This is a genomic window from Streptomyces spongiicola, assembly GCF_003122365.1.
Lineage (GTDB): Bacteria > Actinomycetota > Actinomycetes > Streptomycetales > Streptomycetaceae > Streptomyces > Streptomyces spongiicola.
Genome location: NZ_CP029254.1, coordinates 541,152 through 559,192 on the forward strand (window position 1 = coordinate 541,152; position 18,041 = coordinate 559,192).

Here is an 18,041-nt window from a genome sequence, read left to right on the forward strand (position 1 = left end):
TCGCCGCCCCTACGCCCCGCCGCCCAGCGGGCTCCGGCCGCGCAGGGTGCGGTAGGCGGACACCAGCGCGGTCGTGGAGCTGTCGAGGTCGTCGCCGCCGCGGCCTTCGATGAGCACCGGCTCCAGGCGTTTGGCCAGGACCTTGCCGAGTTCGACGCCCCACTGGTCGAAGGAGTCGATGTTCCAGACGGCGCCCTGGACGAACACCTTGTGCTCGTAGAGCGCGACGAGCTGGCCGAGGACGGAGGGCGTCAGCTTGTTTGCGAGGATCGTCGTGGTGGGGTGGTTGCCGCGGAACGTCTTGTGCGGCACCAGCTCCTCGGGGACACCCTCCGCCCGCACCTCCTCCGGGGTCTTTCCGAAGGCCAGGGCCTGGGTCTGGGCGAAGAAGTTGGCCATCAGCAGGTCGTGGTGGCCCGCCGGTCCCGGTGGCAGTTCGTCCACGGGATCGGCGAAGCCGATGAAGTCGGCCGGGACGAGCTTGGTGCCCTGGTGGATCAACTGGTAGTAGGCGTGCTGCCCGTTGGTGCCCGGGGTGCCCCAGACGACGGGGCCCGTCTGCCAGTCGACGGGCTCGCCCTCGCGGTCGACGGACTTGCCGTTCGACTCCATGTCCAACTGCTGGAGATACGCGGTGAACTTGCTCAGATAGTGCGAGTACGGCAGGACCGCGTGCGACTGGGCGTCGAGGAAGTCGCCGTACCAGATGCCGAGGAGGCCCATCAGCATCGGCGCGTTCCTCTCCGGCGGCGCCGTGCGGAAGTGCTCGTCGACGAGGTGGAAGCCGTCCAGCATCTCGCGGAAGCGCTCGGGGCCGATGGCGATCATCAGGGACAGCCCGATGGCCGAGTCATAGGAGTAGCGGCCGCCGACCCAGTCCCAGAACTCGAACATGTTGGCGACGTCGATGCCGAAGCCGGCGACCTTGTCCGCGTTGGTGGACAGCGCGACGAAGTGCCTGGCGACGGCCTCCTGGCCCGCTCCGAGACCGGTGAGGAGCCACTCGCGGGCCGTGGTGGCGTTGGTGATGGTCTCGACGGTGGTGAACGTCTTGGAGGCGATGACGAACAGCGTCTCGGCGGGGTCGAGGTCGCGGACCGCCTCGTGCAGATCGGCCCCGTCCACGTTCGAGACGAAGCGGAGGGTCAGGTCGCGTGAGGTGTAGGCGCGCAGCGCCTCGTAGGCCATCGCGGGGCCGAGGTCGGAGCCGCCGATACCGATGTTGACGACGTTCCTGACGGGCCTGCCGGTGTGCCCGGTCCAGCGGCCGGAACGGACCTGTTCGGCGAAGGCGCTCATCTTGTCGAGCACGGCGTGCACGGCCGGTACGACGTTCTCGCCGTCGACCTCGATGACCGCGTCGCGGGGCGCGCGGAGTGCGAGGTGCAGCACCGCCCGGTCCTCCGTGATGTTGATCTTCTCTCCGCGGAACATGGCGTCCCGCAGCCCGGCGACCCCGGTGGCGGCGGCGAGGTCCCGCAGCAGCGCCAGCGTCTCGTCGTTCACCCGGTGCTTGGAGTAGTCGAGGTGCAGGTCGCCCGCCCTCAGGGTGTACCGGCTGCCGCGCTCGGGATCCGCGGCGAACAGCTCCCGCAGATGCGTGTCCGCCATCTGCTCGCGGTGCTTGGTCAGAGCGGCCCATTCGGGCCTCCGGTTGAGCCGGATTGCGTTCATCTTCAGCCCACTTCTTCTCGTACCTGACTGCGTGCCCCGCTGCCCCACCAACCTAGTTGATCGGATGGGCGCCCGGCGCGTCGCAACGGCGTGCGGGCGGAACGCATCGGGCCCGGCCGGGGGCGGAATCCTGGGATTCCGCCCCCGGCCGGGCCCGGTGTCAGCTGCTCAGATCTCGCCCCGGAGCTTCGCGAGCGCCTCGGCGAGGATCGCCTCGCCGTCCGCGTCGCTGCGCCGCTCGCGCACATACGCGAGGTGCGTCTTGTACGGTTCGGTGCGCGGCGGGTCCGGCGGGTTGTCCCGGTCCTGTCCGGCCGGGAACCCGCAGCGCGGGCAGTCCCAGCTGTCCGGAACCTGTGCGTCACTGGCGAAGCTCGGCTGAGTCTCGTGCCCGTTCGAGCACCAGAAGGAGATGCGCAGACGCGGTGCGGACTCGCCCCGCTCGGCCTCCCCCATCGGCCCCGCGCCGACCCGGCTTCCCCGGATCGCGTTGCCACTTGCCACGGTTGTAACTCCCTGCGTGATGGTGCTCGAGGATGCCCCAGTCTACGTAAGGCCCAACGCTCGTCCAGTGATTGGAGTTACCCACACCCCCCGGGACGCTCTCGGCGGGTCAGCCGCCCAGCTTCATCAGCAGAGCGAGTACGACAATGCACGCGAACCACATCAGGCCGACCACGATCGTGATGCGGTCCAGGTTGCGCTCGGCGACCGAGGAGCCGCCGACGGACGACTGCATGCCGCCACCGAACATGTCGGAGAGGCCGCCGCCCTTCCCCTTGTGCATCAGCACCAGCAGCATCAGCAGCAGGCTGAAGACGATCAGGGCGATCGAGAACCCCATAACCACGGCTGGACCAACTTCCTCGGACGAACGAATTCAGAGTGAACAACTGATCAGGAGAACGGGGGCCGGGCCAGCAGGCCCCGGCCCCCGCAAGCGTACGACGAGGTTACCCATTTCCACGACCCTCGCCGCGGACGAACCCCCTCACCGAAGGTGACGAGGGGGCGGCCCAGCGCTACCTTCCGCTCACTGGTCCCGGAAGCGCACGATCCTCACGAACTCGTCCACGTCGAGGGACGCGCCGCCGACCAGGGCGCCGTCGACGTCGGGCTGCGCCATGATCGCCGCGACGTTGCCCGACTTCACCGAGCCGCCGTACTGGATCCGGACCTTGTCGGCCACCTCCCGGCCGTACAGCTCGGCGAGCCGGCCGCGGATGGCCCCGCAGACCTCCTGGGCGTCCTCGGGGGTGGCGACCTCGCCGGTGCCGATGGCCCAGACCGGCTCGTAGGCGATCACCAGGGTCTCGGCCTGCTCGGCGGTGACGTCCTTCAGGCCGCCGTCGACCTGGTCGAGCGTGTGCTGGACCTGCCGGCCGGCCCTGCGGACGTCGAGGCCCTCGCCGACGCAGAGGATCGGGGTCAGACCGTGCCGGAACGCGGCCTTCACCTTGGCGTTGCACAGTTCGTCGGACTCGGCGTGGTACTGGCGTCGCTCCGAGTGCCCGACGACCGCGTAGGTGCACTTCAGCTTGGCGAGCATGGTGCCGGAGATCTCACCGGTGTACGCGCCGGAGTCGTGCGCCGAGAGGTCCTGGGCGCCGTAGGCGATCTTCAGCTTGTCGCCGTCCACCAGGGTCTGCACGGAGCGCAGATCGGTGAAGGGGGGCAGGACGGCGACGTCCACGTCGTCGTAGTCCTTGTCGGTCAGCGCGAAGGCGAGCTTCTGGACGTGGGCGATGGCCTCGAGGTGGTTGAGGTTCATCTTCCAGTTGCCCGCCATCAGCGGGGTACGGGTGCTCATATGGGGTTCAGTCCTCCAGTGCGGCGAGGCCGGGAAGGGTCTTGCCCTCGAGGTATTCGAGGCTCGCCCCGCCACCGGTCGAGATGTGGCCGAATGCGTTTTCGTCGAAGCCCAGGGTGCGGACCGCGGCGGCCGAGTCGCCGCCGCCCACGACGGTGAAGGCCGTGCTGTCCACGAGTGCCCGGGCGATGGAGCGGGTGCCGCCGGCGAAGTCGGGGTGCTCGAAGACGCCCAGCGGGCCGTTCCAGAACACCGTCGCGGCATCGGCGATCTTGGACGCGTACAGCTCGCACGTCTTCGGGCCGATGTCCAGCCCCTGCCTGTCGGCGGGGATGGCGCCCGCGTCCACCGTGCCGTGCTCGGCGGGCGCCTTGGTCCTGAGGTCCGGGAACTCGGCCGCGGCCACCACGTCGACCGGCAGCACCAGCTCGACGCCGTTCGCCTCGGCCCGCTCCAGGTACTCCTTCACCGCCGGGACCTGGTCCTCCTGGAGCAGCGAGGCGCCGACCTCGTGGCCCTGGGCCCTGAGGAAGGTGTACGCCATGCCGCCGCCGATCAGCAGCCGGTCGGCCCTGCCGAGCAGCGAGTCGATCACGGCGAGCTTGTCGGAGACCTTGGCACCGCCGAGGACGACCGCGTACGGCCGCTCGACGTCCTCGGTGAGCTTCCGCAGCACGGCCACCTCGGCGGCGATCAGATAGCCGGCGGCGTGCGGCAGCCGGGCCGGGAGGTCGTACACCGAGGCGTGCTTGCGGTGGACGGCCCCGAAGCCGTCGCCGACGTACAGGTCGGCGAGGGAGGCGAGCTCGTCGGCGAAGGCGCCGCGCTCGGCGTCGTCCCCGGCCGTCTCCCCGGCGTTGAAGCGCAGGTTCTCCAGGACGGCGACATCGCCGTCGCCGAGGCCGGCGACGGTGGCGCGGGCGGACTCGCCGACCGTGTCGGTGGCGAACGCCACGCCCGCGCCGAGCAGTTCACCGAGCCGGGCGGCGGCCGGGGCGAGGGAGAAGGCCGGATCCGGAGCCCCCTTCGGGCGGCCGAGGTGCGAGGCGACGACGACCCGCGCGCCCGCGCCGGCCAGGGCCTTCACGGTCGGCAGCACCGCGCGGATACGGCCGTCGTCGGTGATCGTGGTGCCGTCGAGGGGCACGTTGAGGTCGGCGCGGACGAGGACCCGCCTGCCGGTGACGCCTTCGGCGAGGAGTTCGTCGATCGTCTTCATGCTTGATGGCTCCTAGAGGGTGGTCGGGGACAAGCGACAGGGCCCGCGCAGCGCGCCGTTGCGCTGCCCGAGCCCTGCTCCGCTCACATCGGGGTGTCTACCGGCCGGTGATCAGAGCCGGCCGCCGACGAAGACCGTGAGGTCGACGAGGCGGTTGGCGTAGCCCCACTCGTTGTCGTACCAGCCGATGACCTTGACCTGCTTGCCCTGGGCCATGGTCAGCTTCGAGTCGAAGGTGCAGGAAGCCGGCCAGTTCACGATGTCCGAGGAGACGATCGGGTCCTCGGTGTACTCCAGGATGCCCTTCAGCCGGCCCTCGGAGGCCTTCTGGAAGGCGGCGTTGATCTCGTCCCTGGTGACCTCGCGGTCGAGTTCCAGGACGAGGTCGGTGACGGAGCCGGTCGGGACCGGGACGCGCATGGCCATACCGTCCAGCTTGCCCTTGAGCTGCGGGAGGACCAGGGCGGTGGCCTTCGCGGCACCCGTCGAGGTCGGGATGATGTTCTCCGCGGCGGCACGGGCGCGGCGCAGGTCCTTGTGCGGGAAGTCGAGGATGCGCTGGTCGTTGGTGTAGGCGTGGACGGTCGTCATCAGGCCCTTGACGATGCCGAAGTTCTCGTCGAGGACCATGGCCATCGGGGCCACGCAGTTGGTGGTGCAGGACGCGTTGGAGATGACGTGGTGCCGCGCCGGCTCGTACTTGTCCTGGTTCACACCCATCACGATGGTGATGTCCTCGTCGGTGGCCGGAGCCGAGACGAGGACCTTCTTGGCGCCGCCCGCGAGGTGCTTCGCGGCGTCCGCCTTCTTCGTGAAGATGCCGGTGGACTCGACGACGATGTCGACGCCCAACTCGCCCCACGGGATGTCGGCCGGGTTGCGCTCGGAGAGCACCTTGATGGTGCGGCCGTCGACGGTGATGGTGTCTGCGGTGTGGCTGACCTCGGCCTTCAGACGGCCCAGGATGGTGTCGTACTTCAGCAGGTGAGCGGTGGTCGCGGTGTCACCCAGGTCGTTGACAGCCACGATCTCGATGTCTGCACCCTGCTCCAGCAGCGCGCGGAAGTAATTACGACCGATGCGGCCAAAGCCGTTGATGCCTACGCGGATCGTCACGAACCGATCTCCTCAGTGGTACGCCGGTTTCGACACCGGCGAGCTGATATGGGATGTCCCCGACCGCTTACGACCCTACCTCCCCGGGGCAGCCGGAGCGGCATCGAGCACGCCCCCGGATCGAGCCGAAAACCGGCGGCCCGCGCCTACCGGCAGGTACGGGCCACCGGCGCTTTTCGGCGGCTACCCAGGGTCAGCGACGGATCGCGGCGAGCGCCTCGCCGACCAGGGCGGCCCGGTCGGCGGGCGCGGTGACGTGCTCCAGGCCGAAGCCCAGCAGGACCGTGTCGGCGGTGGCGACGGCCGCGTACGAGGCGAACAGCTCACCTGTGCGCGCCCAGTCACCTCCGAGCACGGGACTGCCCTCGGGCGCCCCCGGGGTGGTCCAGGGGCCGAGCGAGGTCTCGAAGCCCTCGATCTCCCTCTCCGAGCCGCCGACGACCAGGGCCGCGTCGTCGGCGAACACCCCGCGTCCGCCGCTGCCCGGGTCGGTGACGTAGGCGAGCGACAGCTCCACTTCCCCGCCCGCGTAGGCGCTCAGGTCGAAGGAGACCTGCTGCCAGCCGGCGGAGGAGCCGGTGAAGCTGTTCCAGGACCCGCTGGAGCCGGTCGCGGTGCAGCCGCCGGACTCCCGGGTGAGGTAGTGGCGCAGGAAGGGGTGCCCGTCGAGGAAGTACCCGGCCTCGCAGTCCTCGGGCACCGCCGTGCCGCTGCGGCCGCCCTCGTCCGGGAGGGTCGTCCAGTCCCCGGCGCCGGCGGTGCGGGCCTCGAGGAGCGCGTGGTCGTAGCCGGGCTCGGTGTTCCAGTTGAGCGCGAGCCTCAGCCGGGGCCGGTCGGCGGCGGTGGCCCCGGTGAGGTCGACGGTGCGGGTGAGCCGCTTCCAGTCGTTGTCGTCGTGGGTCGCGGAGGCCATCGACGAGCCCGCGTACGGGGCGTAGGGGTTGGCCACACCGCCGTAGCGGCCCGCCCGGGCACTCGTGAACTGCGGGAACTGCGCGGGGGGAAGGGTGTCGGAGGTGACGGTGTACGCGCCGGGCGCGTTCAGCGGGTTGCCGTCCGCGTCGGACAGCGGCCCGCCGGCCCCGGCCAGGGCCCCCGCCCCGGAGAACCCGGTGGCCCCTGGCGCGGAGGCGCGGCCGTAGGCGCCCAGCCAGTACTGGCTGAAGTCGTTGGTCAGCGCCCTGCCGACCTGGGCGCTGCCGCCGGCCAGCTCACCGGCCTCGATCAGCTTGCCGCCCTCGTTGAGGTAGTCGCGCAGGGCGAGCTGGGTGGGGCCGCCGGGGGCCTGCGCGCCGGTGTGGTGGACGGCGGTGGGGAAGTGGCCGAGGACGCCGAGCGGGTGGGGCGCGCCCCGGGTGGCGACGTCCCAGACCACGGCCTTGCGGCCGTTGGCCTTCAGGGCGTCGACGTACACCTGGGCGTGCCGGGCCGGTGCGCCCTCCTCGGCCACCACCACGGTGTCGGCCTTGGGCCGGGGTGCGACGGTGTAGGTGAAGCGCTCGCTGGAGGTGCGCTTCCCGCTTCCGGTCTCGCCGGTGAACCAGACCTCGACCCGGTCGCCGACGTCCCCGTCCTTGACCTTGGCGCGGTACTCGTCGAAGCGGATGTTGTCCTCGCCGCCGTAGGTCTCGCCGCCCTTCCACGGCCTGAGCGCCATGTCGTGGGTACGGCCGCCGTTGACGCGGTACCTGAGTTCCTTGTCCCGCAGGGACTTGCGGGCGACGACGGAGACCTCCTGGTGGCCGCCGCGGGCGTAGGAGGTGGTGAACGGGTCGACGGTGAAGTCGGGGGCCGCCAGGCCGACCGGTGACGACGGCCGGTCGGGGTGGGCTGCGGTCTCGGCGACGGAGAGCGCGAACTCGACGTTCTTGGCGAACTCGGCCTGGATCAGCTTCTCGTCGTCGGGGAAGTTGAAGCCGGAGCGGCAGTCCTCGGGCCGCCACCGGTCGTCCGGGTCCTCGGCCGAGACGGTCTGGCAGGTCGTCATCTCCGGGGTGAACATCATCGTCCCGTTGACGTTGGCCGCGTGGCCGTTGGCCTCGCCGTTGGTGATGTAGAGCTCGGAGGAGACCTGGGGGTGGTAGCCGGGGACGGCCGGGTTGTCCGGGGTGCCCGCCAGCGCCTTGTAGAGCACGTCGTCCGGGGTGGGGGTGGCGACCTGCCAGCCCACGCCGTACAGCAGCAGTTCGGCGGCGGAGTGGTAGTTGATGCCGTACTCGAAGCCGACGCGCTTCTGGAAACGGTCCAGGGCGACGGTCTCGGGCTCGGAGGAGGGGCCGGGCCCGCGGTAGGTCTCGCCGGCGGGGTTGGGCGACGAACCCTCGTTGTCGTAGCCCCACTTGTAGGCGAAGTTGCGGTTCAGGTCGACGCCGTCGCCGGTGGTGATCCTGCCGTCGCCGTTGTTGTCGCGCAGGTTCTTGCGCCAGAGGCGATTGGCGTCGGAGGCGTGGGTGAAGTCGTAGCCGTCCGGATTGGCCGAGAGCAGGAACCACAGTTCGGTGCGGTCCACGATCCGGGTGATGCGGCGGTCCTTGCCGTAGCCGTCCACGTAGTGGTGCAGGAGCCGCCGGGTCATCTCGGGGGTGATCCACTCGCGGGCGTGCTGGCCGGACATGTAGAGGGTGGCCGGCTTCGCGCCGTCCCGGTGCTTCCCGGCGCCCCGGGTCAGCTTGAGGGCGAGGATGTCCGCGCCCCGCACGGTCTCACCGATGCTGACCACCTTGGTGATCGACGGGTGGGCGGCGGCGACGGCGAGGATCTCCTCGCGCAGGCCGCCCTCTCCGCCGTACGGCCGGAAGACGCCGTCCCCGGCGGCGGCGGCGCGCTTCTCCGCCGCGCCGGAAACGGTGTGCTCGGTGAGGCTCACGCCCTGGTCGCGGAGCGCGCCCGCCTGGTCGCCGGTGAGGAACACCTCGACGGTGGCGGTGCCCCTGGCCGGCACCTGCTCGGTCAGTTCATGGCCGTCGGCGCCGGCCTGGAGGAGGAGTGGTACCTGTTCCCTGGTGACCTCGGCCTGCCATACGGAGAGTCCGGCACCGGAAGCACCGGAAGCACCGGCGGCGTCGCCGTCGGCCGCCCGGGCGAGCGGCGCGGCGGCCAGGCCGGCCATCAGCAGTGAGGTCGCGGCGAGGATGGATCTCGCTCGTCGTCTCATGGGCCCCCCTTGCTTCGTCTGTCGCGAGAGAAAACAGATGCCAGGCTCACGACACCTCATGGTCATGTCAAGATGTGCCCGGCGGCCAACCGGCCCGGCGCGGGACGCGGTGGGGCGCTGCGGGAGGCCGGCGTCCCGCTCACCGGGCTCAAGGCCGAGGCGCGTCGGGAAACCTGACCGGCGATCGCCGTCGCGCCGGCGCCCTCGGGGGCGGTCGGCTTCGCGGCGGCAGACGTCAGGCGGTAGGCGCGTGCGGCAGACGGCAGGCGCGTGCGGCAGGCGTCAGGCGTCAGGCGCGTGCGGCAGGCGGTAGGTGCGAGGGGGCGTGTCGACCGCGGCCACCGCGGCGATCGCCGAGGCTGCCGGCAGCCCGCCGAAGACCAGGGAGAGGGGAGCGGTGGCGAGCGACGCCGACAGGCCGCGAAACGGCCGGCCGCAGCGCAGCGGGCGGGTGTCGAGGAACCGGACGCGGACGCGCCTCCTCGCCTCGCGATCGGACCGGAGCCCGCGGCTGTACCTACCGCCGGTCCCCGCCGCCCGAGCACGAGGGCGTACGGACCGCGATCGACCGGTCGCCGGGGATCCTCCGGCGGCGGCGCGATGAGGTGCGTCCGCCGTTTCCCGCCGACGGCTGCGGAGCCCTGCCGCCCCCGGAGCACTCGGCCGGGGTCGGCTTCTCCCGGCCGGCTCCCGGACACCGGGAGGCCGCTCGCACCCCGGGGCCGGCTCAGCCCACGAGGCCGTCGGCCATCTCCTCCGTCAGGTTGGACTCCGTACCCGGGATGCCCAGATCCTGGGCGCGCTTGTCCGCCATCGCGAGCAGCCGGCGGATGCGGCCCGCGACCGCGTCCTTCGTCAGCGGCGGGTCGGCGAGAGCGCCCAGTTCCTCCAGGGACGCCTGCTTGTGCTCCATGCGCAGCCGGCCCGCCGCGGCGAGGTGCTCGGGCACTTCCTCGCCGAGGATCTCCAGCGCACGCTGCACCCGCGCGCCCGCCGCGACCGCGGCCCGGGCCGAGCGGCGCAGATTGGCGTCGTCGAAGTTGGCCAGCCGGTTGGCGGTGGCGCGGACCTCGCGGCGCATCCGCCGCTCCTCCCAGGCCAGGACCGACTCGTGCGCCCCGAGCCGGGTCAGCAGCGCCCCGATCGCGTCGCCGTCGCGCACCACGACCCGGTCCACCCCCCGCACCTCGCGGGCCTTCGCGCCGATGGAGAGCCGGCGCGCCGCGCCGACCAGGGCCAGCGCGGCCTCCGGGCCCGGGCAGGTGACCTCCAGGGAGGAGGAGCGGCCGGGCTCGGTCAGCGAGCCGTGCGCGAGGAACGCGCCGCGCCAGGCGGCCTCCGCATCGCATGTGGCGCCCGAGACGACCTGGGGCGGCAGCCCCCGGATGGGGCGGCCCCGGCCGTCGACCAACCCGGTCTGCCGGGCCAGCTGGTCACCGCCGGCCACGACGCGTACGACGTAGCGCGAACCGCGCCGCAGCCCGCCGGGAGCCATCACCACCAGGTCCGAGGAGTGCCCGAAGATCTCCAGGATGTCCTTGCGGAGTCTGCGCGCCGCGATGCCCGTGTCCAGCTCCGCCTCGATCACGATGCGCCCGCTGACCAGGTGCAGCCCGCCGGCGAACCGCAGGATCGACGAGACCTCCGCCTTTCTGCAGCAGGTCCGGGTGACGGGAAGCCGGGAGATCTCGTCCTTCACCGCTGCCGTCATCGCCATGGGCCGATCCTTCCATGCATCCGAAAAATACGGTCGTACGCGGCGGCCAACAGCTCCGGATCATGCTTCGGAGCCCCGTCGGGTCTGGCCACGGGCGCCAGCTCGACCGCGGCACCGAGCCGCTTCGCCGCGTCGGCGAGGGACTCGCGGTCGGGCACGGCGGCCTCGTCGGCCAGCACCACGTCCAGGGCGAGTTTAGGGGCGTGTCGCCCCAAAACCTCCAAATGACGCTGCGGAGAGAAGCCCTCCGTTTCCCCGGGCTGCGGAGCCAGGTTGAGCGAGAGGACACGCCGGGCCCTGGTCTCGACGAGCGCGTCCAGCAGCTCGGGCACGAGGAGGTGCGGAATCACCGAGGAGAACCAGGAGCCGGGCCCGAGGACCACCCAGTCCGCGTCGAGCACGGCGTCGACGGCGTCCGGGACGGCCGGCGGGTCGTTCGGCACCAGGTGCACGGACTGCACCTCGCCCGGCGTCAGCGCGACGGTCGCCTGCCCGCGGACCGTGCCCACCTCGTCGGGTCGGGCCGGGTCGTGTCCCCTGACCAGTGCCTGGAGTTCCAGCGGCACGGCGGACATCGGCAGCACCCGGCCGTGGGCGCCGAGCAGCCTGCCGACCAGGTCCAGGGCCTGGACATGGTCGCCGAGCTGCTCCCACAGCGCGACGATCAGCAGATTGCCGACCGCGTGCTCGTGCAGCTCGCCCTGGGACTGGAAGCGGTGCTGGATGACCCGGGACCAGGTCTGGCCCCACTCGTCGTCCCCGCACAGCGCCGCCAGCGCCTTGCGGAGGTCGCCGGGCGGCAGTACCCCCAGCTCCTTGCGGAGCCGGCCGCTGGAGCCCCCGTCGTCGGCGACGGTGACGACGGCGGTGAGGTCGCCCGTGATACGGCGCAGCGCGGCGAGGGACGCCGAGAGGCCCATGCCGCCGCCGAGCGCGACGACCTTGGGCTGGGTTCCGCGCCTGCGGCCGGCGCGGAGCGTGTCACCGCCCCGCAGCCGGCGCAGGCGGGGGTTGCGTCCGGTCACTCGCGCCCCATGTCCCGATGGACGACGACGGTCTCGATCCCCTCGGTGCCGAGCCGGGCGGCGAGCTTCTCGGACATCGCCACCGAGCGGTGCTTGCCGCCCGTGCAGCCGACGGCGATCGTCACGTACCGCTTGCCCTCGCGGCGGTAGCCCGCGGCGATCAGCTGCAGCAGCCCGGTGTACTGGTTGAGGAACTCCTTGGCGCCGGGCTGGTTGAAGACATAGCCCGACACCTCCTCGTTCAGGCCGGTGAAGGGGCGCAGCTCCGGGACCCAGTGCGGGTTCGGCAGGAAGCGGCAGTCCACCACCAGGTCGGCGTCGACGGGCAGGCCGTACTTGTACCCGAACGACATCACGGTGGCCCGCAGCTCCGGCTCCTCGTCGCCCGCGAACTGGGCGTCCATCTTGGCGCGCAGCTCGTGGACGTTGAGGCTGGAGGTGTCGATCACCAGGTCGGCGTCGCCGCGCAGCTCCCGGAGGAGGTCCCGCTCGGCGGCGATGCCGTCGACGATCCGGCCGTCGCCCTGGAGCGGGTGCGGGCGGCGCACGGACTCGAAGCGGCGCACCAGGGCCTCGTCGGACGACTCCAGGAAGACGATCCGGCGGGTGACCTGCTTGGCGTCGAGGTCCGCGAGGGACTCGCGGAGGTTGTCGAAGAACCGCCGGCCGCGGACGTCCACGACGACGGCGATCCGGGCGACGTTGCCCTGGGAGCGTGCGCCGAGTTCCACCATGGTGGGGATCAGCGCGGGCGGCAGGTTGTCCACGACGAACCAGCCGAGGTCCTCCAGGCACTTCGCCGCGGTACTGCGGCCGGCGCCCGACATTCCGGAGATGATCACCAGCTCGGGGATGGCCGCCTCTGCGGCCTGCCCGGCCTCGGTGGTGCCCGTATCCACGTCTCCTGCTCCGTGTTCTGGTCTGTTCTGCTCGGTCATTCCGTGGTTCCCCCGTTCCCTTCCGTCACTGCTGCCCCGTCATCCTCTTCAATGATCTCGCCTGTCGCCATGTTCACCGCCGGAGCGGCCGGCGCGGCCTGCGCCAGCGCGGCGGCAACGGCCTCGGCGGTCTTCCTGCCGAACCCCGGGACCTCGCAGATCTGCTCGACCGTGGCCTGCCGCAGCCTCCTCACCGAGCCGAAGTACTTGATCAGCGCCTGCTTGCGGGCGGCGCCCAGACCCGGCACGGAGTCCAGCGGGCCGGACCTCAGCCGCTTGGTCCGCTTGGAGCGCTGGTAGCGGATGGCGAAGTCGTGGGCGGTGTCCCGCACCCGCTGGATGAGGTACAGCCCCTCGCTGGAGCGGGGCAGCACGACCGGGTCGTCCTCCCCCGGCAGCCACACCTCCTCCATGCGCTTGGCGATCCCGGCGACGGCGACGTCGTCGATGCCCAGCTCGTCCAGGGCCCGCCGGGCCGCCGCCACCTGCGGCTGCCCGCCGTCGACGAGCACCAGCTGCGGCGGGTAGGCGAACCGCCTGGGCCTGCCGTCATCCGCCGGGGCAGCCGGGGCCTCGCCGGCCGCCCCGGCGCTGCCGGCCTCGCCGCCCTCCGGAACCGCCCACTCGCCGGTCTTCTCCCGCTCCATGAGATACCGCCGGAAGCGCCTGCTGATCACCTCGTGCATCGAGCGGGCGTCGTCCTGGCCCTCGCCGTGCCACAGCTGCGTGTCCCCGGCACGGCCCTTGATCTGGAAGCGCCGGTACTCGCCCTTCCGGGGCAGCCCGTCCTCGAACACCACCATGGACGCGACGACGTCCTGGCCCTGGAGGTGGGAGATGTCGAAGCACTCGATCCGCAGCGGCGCCGAGTCCAGGCCGAGCGCCTCGGCGATCTCCTCCAGGGCCCGGGAGCGGGTGGTCAGATCGCTCGCGCGCCTGGTCTTGTGCAGGACGAGGGCCTGCTGGGCGTTGCGCCCGACCGTCGCCATGAGGTCCTTCTTGTCGCCGCGCTGCGGGACGCGCAGCGACACGGCCGAGCCCCGCCGGCCGCCGAGCCACTGGGTGACCGCGGCGGGGTCGTCGGGCAGGGCCGGGACGAGCACCTCCCTGGGGACGGCGTCGCCGCTCTCCTCCCCGTACAACTGCTGCAGCGCGTGCTCGACGAGGCCGGCGGTGTCGACGGCCTCGACCTTGTCGGTGACCCAGCCGCGCTGGCCGCGCACCCGCCCGCCGCGGACGTGGAAGATCTGGACGGCGGCCTCCAGTTCGTCCTCGGCGACCGCGATCAGATCCGCGTCGGTCGCGTCGGCCAGCACCACCGCGTTCTTCTCCATGGCGCGTCCGAGGGCCTCCAGGTCGTCCCGCAGCCGGGCGGCCCGCTCGTACTCCATGTCCTCGGCGGCCGCCGTCATCTCCTTCTCCAGGCGGCGGATGTAGGTGCCGGTGCGGCCGGCCATGAAGTCGCAGAACTCCTCGGCCAGTTCGCGGTGCTCCCCGGCACCGACCCGGCCGACGCAGGGCGCGGAGCACTTGCCGATGTAGCCCAGCAGGCAGGGCCTGCCGGTCCGCTCCGCGTTCCTGAACACCCCGGCGGAGCAGGTGCGCACGGGAAACACCCGGAGCATCAGGTCGACCGTCTCGCGGATTGCCCACGCGTGCGCGTACGGGCCGAAGTAGCGCACGCCCTTCTTCTTGGCGCCACGCATCACCTGGACCCTCGGGAACGCCTCGTCCATCGTCACCGCGAGGTACGGATAGCTCTTGTCGTCCCGGTACTTGACGTTGAACCGGGGATCGAACTCCTTGATCCAGGAGTACTCCAGCTGGAGCGCCTCCACCTCCGTGGACACGACGGTCCACTCGACGGAGGCCGCGGTCGTGACCATCGTGCGGGTCCGCGGGTGCAGACCCGCCAGGTCCTGGAAGTAGTTCGCCAGCCGCTGCCGCAGGCTCTTCGCCTTGCCGACGTAGATCACCCGGCGGTGCGCGTCGCGGAACCTGTAGACCCCCGGGGAGTCGGGGATCTGTCCCGGCTTGGGGCGGTAGCTGGAGGGGTCTGCCATGTCGCCCACCCTACTGGCGGGCACGGACAGGCGGGCCGGCCGAGAGGCGTGCGGACACCCGTCGTCGCGCCGGCGGTCCGAACCCGGCGGTCCCGCGGTCCCGGCCCCGGGGGCCCGCGCCGGAGCAGGGCGCGGGAGGGCCGGGGAGGCAGGAAAGGGCCTGGTGGGGCCTGGGCGGGCCGGAAGCCGGGCCGGGGCGGAGCGGAGCGGGAGAGCCCGGGCCGGCAGAGGTCGGGGCGAGGCGGGAGAGCACGGGCCGACAGAGGCCGGGGCGGAGGGGAGCGGGAGAGCCCGGGCCGGCAGAGGTCGGGGCGGGGCGGAAGAGCACGGGCAGGCAGGAGTCGGGGCGGAGCGGGAGTCGGACCGGGAGAGCACGGGCAGGCGCGGGCCGGCAGGGGTCGCCGCTGCTCCCGGTGCGTCCGGACCCTCACCGCCCGGTGGCGCCGTTCCGGGCGCCCCGGGCCCGGGCCACGGCGCCTTTCGGACGCCCTCCGAACGCCTTTCGGACGCCTTTCCGGTGCCTTTCCGGTGCCTTTCGGGCCGGAACCCGGACAGGCCATTGTCCGGTAGGTGCCGGCACGCTTCAATGCGGTGTGACACGCGGCCGGGCCGGCTGCGCCGCAAGGACACGGTCCGCCGCGGTCGGTCGCGTCCGCACGCCCCGCCCTCGGTGCGAGGGCCCACCGGGCCGCGGTGCACATCCATTGAGGAGCCCCATGGGACACGCCGTGCACTCCGCGCACACGCGGGCCGAGCTGGACCGGGTACTGCTCACGGGCCCCTTCCATCTCGCCCTGCGCGCCGCGCTCGCGGTGCGGGGACTGCCGCTCCAGCGAGTGCAGCACCATCTCGCCCATCGGGGCATCAAGGTCGGGGTGACCAGCCTGAGTTACTGGCAGCAGGGGGCCCGTCGGCCCCGGCGCCCCGAGTCGCTGCGCGCCGTTCGGGCGCTCGAGGACGTGCTCGGGTTGCCGGAGAACTCGCTGCTCCGGCTGCTCCCCGGCGACGGCGCGCCCGGCCCCCAGTGCCCCGCAGCCCCCTCGCCGCGCACGCCCGCCGCGGCGTCCGCGGCGGTCGAGCGACTGCTGACCGGGCTCGGCCGGCCCGCGGACGGGGGCCTGCACACCATGGGGCACCACGAGCGCGTGCGGATCGGGCCGGGCGGCGAACTGCTGGGCCGGGACTCCCAGAAGATCGTGCGCGCCCGGCGCGACGGCGTCGACCGCCTGCTCGCCGTCCACCGCGGCGACGCCGGATGGGATCCGGCACGGGTGACGGTGCGCGCGACGGAGAACTGCCGCCCGGGGCGCGTCCGGTACGACCGGGACGCGGGGGTGCTGGTCGCGGAACTCCTCCTCGACGCGCGGCTGCGGTCCGGTGAGACGTATCTCCTCTGCTACGGCTTCGAGGACGGCACGGCGGGGCCGAGCGGCGAGTACCTGCGCGGCTTCCGCGACTCCGGCGGGCAGTACGTACTCCAGATCCGCTTCGACACGGCGGCGCTGCCGGTGCGATGCCGGCACTTCGCCCAGAACTCCCCCGGCGCGGCGCGGATCTGCCGGGCCGAACTGGCGCCGAGCGGCAGGCACCCGTCGGTGCACCTGGTCGACCAGGAGGTGCGGCCGGGGATCCAGGGGATCGACTGGCAGTGGGAGCGCTGACGCGGGGCCGCCGGCTGGGCACCGCGCAGCGGAGAAGCGGTACGGGCGGGCTCAGACCTCCGGGCCCGCCACCAGCTTCCCGTTCCGCACCCGCACCGGGACCTCCGGAAGCGGCACGGTGGCCGGGCCCCGGAGAGCCGTGCCGGTCGTCACATCGAACCGGCTGCCGTGGCAGGGACAGTTGCCCTCGGTGCCCTCCACCTTGTCGAGGACGCAGCCGGCGTGGGTGCACTGGGCGCTGAACGCCCGGTACCGGCCCTCCGCCGGGCAGTGGACGACGAGCCGCTGCTCGCGGTAGAGCCGGGCGCCTCCCACCGGGACCTCCCCTGCGGCGCCGAGGTCGACCGGCGCGGTCGGCGTCGGGATCCGGGCGTGGCCCAGCTTGGACTCGGTGGAGCAGGCGGCGGCCCCCAGCCCGGCCGCTCCGGCGAGAGCGGCGCCTTTCAGCACGGTACGGCGGGCGGCGGGTCGGCCGGACATGAGGATCTCCACGGTGAGGGGCCCGGGTGGTCGACCCGACGATACCGGTGCAGATCGCGGCCCTTCCGGGCGGGTCCGCCGGGCCGGGACGGGACTGCCGCGCCCCGGAGCGATGGACTACGTTCTCAGCTGTGATCGTCGTCGCCGGTGAGTCCCTGATCGACCTGGTCCCGCTGCGGCCGGCCGGGGACGCACCGCTGCGGCCCCTGCTGCCGAGGCCGGGCGGCGGCCCGTACAACACGGCTGTGGCCCTGGGCCGCCTGGGGTCGCCCGTGGCCTTCTGCTCCCGTGTCTCGTCGGACGGCTTCGGCGAGGCGCTGCTGGACGGGCTGCGCGCGGCGGGGGTACGGACGTCACTGGTGCAGCGGGGCCCGGAGCCGACCAGTCTGGCGGTCGCCGAGGTCGGCGCGGACGGTTCGGCCGCCTACCGCTTCTATGTGACCGGCACCGCCGACCGGCTGTTCGCGCTGCCGGCGGAACTGCCGGACGGAGCCAGGGCGCTGGCCCTCGGCACCTGCTCGCTGGTGCTGGAACCGGGGGCGAGCGCGTACGAGGCCCTGCTGCGGCGCGAGGCGGGGCGCGGGGTGTTCACCCTGCTCGATCCCAACATCCGCCCGGGGCTGGTCCCGGACGCCGGTGCGCACCGGGCGCGGTTCCGGGGCTGGCTGCCCTCGGTGTCGCTGCTGAAGCTCTCGGAGGAGGACGCCGCATGGCTCGGCGGCACGCCTGGGTGCTGGCTTGCCGAGGGTCCGGCCGCCGTGGTCGTGACACACGGCGGTCGCGGTCTCACGGTACGCACCCGGGCGGGTGTGGAGGCCGCCGCCCCGGCCGCGGACGTGGCGGTGGCCGACACGATCGGAGCGGGCGACACCGTGAACGCGGCACTGCTGCACGACCTCGACCGGCGCGGCGCCCTCTCCCGCCGAGGCCTGCTGGCCCTGGACGCCGCCGGCTGGACCGAGGTGCTCGCGTTCGCCGCCCGTGCCGCGGGCGTCACCTGCTCCCGCGCGGGCGCGGAGCCCCCGTACGCCGCCGAACTGGACTGACCCGGCCGCCGAAACGGTCCGTGCCCCCGCGCGGCAGCCCTGGCAGAGCAGGACGGCTCCTCGAGGCGCCGGGACCTCGGAAGCGGGGCCGCGGAAGCCGAGGACCGCAGAAGCCGGGGACCTCGGAAGCCGGGGACC

General features: G+C 72.6%; 14 protein-coding genes. 2 read left to right on the plus strand and 12 right to left on the minus strand.

Features of this window, described 5'->3' with window-relative positions; translation table 11 throughout:
• Positions 1-9: 9 nt before the first annotated feature.
• The 11 genes from pgi to uvrC all read right to left on the minus strand — a co-directional run bounded on the left by pgi (position 10) and on the right by uvrC (position 14,716).
• Positions 10-1,674 (minus strand): glucose-6-phosphate isomerase, encoded by a 1,665-nt coding sequence (gene pgi / locus DDQ41_RS02320; RefSeq protein ID WP_109292955.1) that lies wholly within the window; start codon positions 1,672-1,674, stop codon positions 10-12.
• A gap of 168 nt (positions 1,675-1,842) precedes the next feature.
• The gene (locus tag DDQ41_RS02325) at positions 1,843-2,178 is read right to left on the minus strand and encodes an RNA polymerase-binding protein RbpA (protein ID WP_078503510.1); all 336 of its coding nucleotides are present in this window, start codon (positions 2,176-2,178) and stop codon (positions 1,843-1,845) included.
• 109 nt (positions 2,179-2,287) lie between these two features.
• The gene (gene secG / locus DDQ41_RS02330; RefSeq protein WP_170813917.1) at positions 2,288-2,524 is read right to left on the minus strand and encodes a preprotein translocase subunit SecG; all 237 of its coding nucleotides are present in this window, start codon (positions 2,522-2,524) and stop codon (positions 2,288-2,290) included.
• A gap of 183 nt (positions 2,525-2,707) precedes the next feature.
• Complete coding sequence (gene tpiA, locus DDQ41_RS02335) at positions 2,708-3,484, minus strand: triose-phosphate isomerase (RefSeq protein ID WP_109292956.1); 777 nt, start codon at positions 3,482-3,484, stop codon at positions 2,708-2,710.
• Positions 3,485-3,491: 7 nt separating this feature from the next.
• Positions 3,492-4,703: a phosphoglycerate kinase gene (locus tag DDQ41_RS02340; RefSeq protein ID WP_109292957.1), complete on the minus strand. Its 1,212-nt coding sequence runs from the start codon at positions 4,701-4,703 to the stop codon at positions 3,492-3,494.
• A gap of 111 nt (positions 4,704-4,814) precedes the next feature.
• Positions 4,815-5,819 (minus strand): type I glyceraldehyde-3-phosphate dehydrogenase, encoded by a 1,005-nt coding sequence (gap, locus tag DDQ41_RS02345; protein ID WP_109292958.1) that lies wholly within the window; start codon positions 5,817-5,819, stop codon positions 4,815-4,817.
• 193 nt (positions 5,820-6,012) lie between these two features.
• Positions 6,013-8,973: a M14 family metallopeptidase gene (locus DDQ41_RS02350; RefSeq protein WP_109292959.1), complete on the minus strand. Its 2,961-nt coding sequence runs from the start codon at positions 8,971-8,973 to the stop codon at positions 6,013-6,015.
• A gap of 727 nt (positions 8,974-9,700) precedes the next feature.
• Positions 9,701-10,690: a DNA-binding protein WhiA gene (gene whiA, locus DDQ41_RS02355; protein WP_017948792.1), complete on the minus strand. Its 990-nt coding sequence runs from the start codon at positions 10,688-10,690 to the stop codon at positions 9,701-9,703.
• Positions 10,681-11,715 carry a gluconeogenesis factor YvcK family protein gene (locus DDQ41_RS02360; RefSeq protein ID WP_109292960.1) on the minus strand — a complete coding sequence of 345 codons (1,035 nt, stop codon included), beginning with the start codon at positions 11,713-11,715 and terminating at the stop codon, positions 10,681-10,683. The genes whiA and DDQ41_RS02360 overlap by 10 nt, the downstream gene beginning before the upstream one ends.
• The gene (gene rapZ / locus DDQ41_RS02365) at positions 11,712-12,653 is read right to left on the minus strand and encodes an RNase adapter RapZ (RefSeq protein WP_109292961.1); all 942 of its coding nucleotides are present in this window, start codon (positions 12,651-12,653) and stop codon (positions 11,712-11,714) included. Before rapZ ends, DDQ41_RS02360 begins: the two co-directional genes overlap by 4 nt.
• Positions 12,650-14,716 (minus strand): excinuclease ABC subunit UvrC, encoded by a 2,067-nt coding sequence (gene uvrC, locus DDQ41_RS02370; protein WP_109292962.1) that lies wholly within the window; start codon positions 14,714-14,716, stop codon positions 12,650-12,652. The genes rapZ and uvrC overlap by 4 nt, the downstream gene beginning before the upstream one ends.
• Before the next feature lie 716 nt (positions 14,717-15,432).
• Between uvrC and DDQ41_RS02375 the strand changes: the two genes are divergently transcribed.
• The gene (locus tag DDQ41_RS02375; RefSeq protein ID WP_109292963.1) at positions 15,433-16,377 is read left to right on the plus strand and encodes a hypothetical protein; all 945 of its coding nucleotides are present in this window, start codon (positions 15,433-15,435) and stop codon (positions 16,375-16,377) included.
• Between the two features lie 51 nt (positions 16,378-16,428).
• On the opposite strand, the gene DDQ41_RS02380 is transcribed toward DDQ41_RS02375, so the two are convergent.
• The gene (locus DDQ41_RS02380) at positions 16,429-16,857 is read right to left on the minus strand and encodes a Rieske (2Fe-2S) protein (RefSeq protein ID WP_109292964.1); all 429 of its coding nucleotides are present in this window, start codon (positions 16,855-16,857) and stop codon (positions 16,429-16,431) included.
• A 131-nt stretch (positions 16,858-16,988) separates the two neighbouring features.
• On the opposite strand from DDQ41_RS02380, the gene DDQ41_RS02385 reads away from it, so the two are divergent.
• Complete coding sequence (locus DDQ41_RS02385) at positions 16,989-17,903, plus strand: carbohydrate kinase family protein (protein ID WP_109292965.1); 915 nt, start codon at positions 16,989-16,991, stop codon at positions 17,901-17,903.
• Positions 17,904-18,041 lie beyond the last annotated feature (138 nt).